A 2,444-nucleotide genomic window follows, 5' to 3' on the forward strand; every position below is an offset into this window, starting at 1 on the left:
TCCATCCGCGCTAAATCTTCTACTCAATGGTCGAGTTGTCCCATTCCCACTTTGCTGCTAGTTGAATGATACAGTATGAGCGTTGCTAGAAACTGATGACTATGAGCGGCGAGATTGTCGAAAAACTGAAGGAAGCTAGTAGTGGCTTGTTAATGATGAGCGAGTCGGATTACCCTTTTGAGGTTGTTGAGTGGAAAGATGCTGCACCCGCAACACAGGAGAAAATTTTACACCTAACAGGTTCTCAAGACCAGCCAGTAGAAGTAGTAGACTTGGACTATCTCTTTCGTAATTGTGCATTTGAGCAAGAGTGGCACAATGAATTACAGAAAAAAGATGTTAAAAAATTTCAAACACTTGTCCAGACACTTAAAGATAATCTTAGTGACATCAGCGTTTATCGTGTTGGGCAAATAAATATTGACGCTTATATCATAGGACAAACTAAAGATGGTGACTTAGCTGGAGTAGTAACAAAACTGGTTGAAACGTAGTAAGAGTTTGGAAATTTATCTAAATAAAAGCCTAGCTACACAGATGGCTAGGCTTTCTCATTTGTAAAATCATCCAAACTTATAAATTGTCAACTTGCGCTTCTATTACAGACTGAATAGATGTTGAGACTTCTGAGAGAAAATTGTATCCAGTTAGAGATTCTAATGAGTCAACGCTAACCCGATAGTTTCTCCAATTCGCTGTTCGCACTCCTTGGGTGTTGGGAATATTAACAGCAATGACTCTCGTGCTGGTTGTCACGCCAGCAAGTCCTGAACCTGGAGTATTCAATACAACAATAATTTTCCAAGTTCTGCTAGGTACTTGAACCCGTCCATTAGCTATTGTATAAAACCTTCCGTTAGAACCAGTACCGCCTATCCCATATCCACCAGATATGATATAGAGTTCTTTACCCTGTCCTACTAAAGTTCTGGCATATTCCTCTAAGTTTGCCCAAATCCCTTGATTGTTATCTGGGGCTTGAGCAATCATGTTGCTCATCAAAAAGGTGGCAGAATTATTGGTAACACTACTAGTTCTGTCACCACTAGGTGTCATGTGACCACGATCAAACCCACTTCCACTAAAATCGGTAGATTGAACTTGATAGCACCCAGAAGGAAGTGTTGTATCAGGGCGAAAATTATCTTGCCTTGGTGTGCTACCTAACCAACTACTATTCAACTGCCAAGACACCCAATTTGCTCTACCTATTGAGCAGTTGTAACCAATTACATACTGTGGTTTTACCAGCAAGTAGTTATTTAGGCTAGAAGTTCCAGCATTGCTGGGGTTGCCAAGGGTTAGGTGAACACTTCCTGATGGCTGGGCTGGTACGATCTCTGCCAACCCAATTATGAATAAAACTACCACCACAAATGGCAGCAGAAACTTGAAAATCTTGATTTTTTTCACGTTTTTGTACTTTTGATTGCAAAAACAGTGTCCGAGTTCTTCACTTTAATATCAAGCATCCAGTGATACAAAACTAAAGATTTTTGGAATGGTAAAAATGTAGTGACACCATAGCTGAAAATCTTTGTTCGGCAAGAGTTAACAATCAACAAATTACTACTTTACCACTACCTTGGTGAGGAGCTACGCCTAGGTTGGGCTACACCTCCAAATTTCCCATCCCTATACCAAGATTTATACATCTAATCAGCAACAGCAATCTTTTTTCTTAGAGGAAATTTAATTATGTGAAAAATGAGGGCAATTCGCACAGCAGGACATAGAAACTTAAACGCCAGCAGTTAATAGACCTCTTGCAAAAGTCAAAAAATCAGGAATGTCATTTTGAGCGGAACTCAGAGGAGAGAAAATTTTCACCAGATGTTTCGCTCCGCTCAAGATGACAATTTAAGCATTTATGCAAGATAAGGTAAGTATACTTATTGCTTTAATCTCTAATTTTCTGTTTGCAGTTGCAGCTATCTAATTACCTTAAAATTCTCAATGGTGAGATATCTTTCTTCATCAGCTATCTGACTATTGTAATCGATATCAATTTGGGTTGGATAGCCGAATCTAGCATTGTACCGCACATTCAGGCTGGCGGCTTTACGGTTGATAGCATCTTGAATCACATTAAACAGTTTAGGAATTGTGTTGTAATTCTGAAAGTATTCTCGATTAACTGGTTTACCTGTAGCTACAGAAGTGATGGAAGTTGTTTGACCATTACGTACTTTAATTACTACTGGCCCCCTAGCATCGCCTATACAAAAGCAACTATTGCTGAGTTCATAACTATAGTTGTAAATATTTTGCTGATTCCAGAAACGGCGATTAAATTCTAATCGCTGTTCTGCTCGCCTTAAATTCAAGTTATTATTCGGTGGCGATTGTGCTATCTCTATGGGAGATTTAGACATTACTGGTAGGTTCAGTCCGAAAGATAGCAATAACCCGGCACTGATAATCATAGGTAAACGCATATCAAT

General features: G+C 39.2%; 3 protein-coding genes. 1 reads left to right on the top strand and 2 read right to left on the bottom strand.

What is annotated here, in order from left to right:
* The first annotated feature begins 101 nt into the window (after positions 1 to 101).
* Positions 102 to 494: a nuclease A inhibitor family protein gene (locus VE944_RS23290; protein ID WP_324982570.1), complete on the top strand. Its 393-nt coding sequence runs from the start codon at positions 102 to 104 to the stop codon at positions 492 to 494.
* Between the two features lie 79 nt (positions 495 to 573).
* On the opposite strand, the gene VE944_RS23295 is transcribed toward VE944_RS23290, so the two are convergent.
* On the bottom strand, positions 574 to 1,413 hold the full coding sequence (locus VE944_RS23295; RefSeq protein ID WP_414690160.1) for a DNA/RNA non-specific endonuclease: 840 nt from the start codon (positions 1,411 to 1,413) through the stop codon (positions 574 to 576).
* 518 nt (positions 1,414 to 1,931) lie between these two features.
* The coding region (locus VE944_RS23300; protein WP_324982573.1) for a DUF6174 domain-containing protein at positions 1,932 to 2,444 on the bottom strand (513 nt) is incomplete at its 5' end.

The organism is Nostoc sp. (genome assembly GCF_035638895.1).
Classification (GTDB): Bacteria; Cyanobacteriota; Cyanobacteriia; order Cyanobacteriales; family Nostocaceae; genus Nostoc.

Bases quoted from the DNA above. Each gene is read 5' to 3' on its own strand.
- VE944_RS23290 (WP_324982570.1), top strand. From the start codon at position 102: ATGAGCGGCGAGATTGTCGAAAAACTGAAGGAAGCTAGTAGTGGCTTG.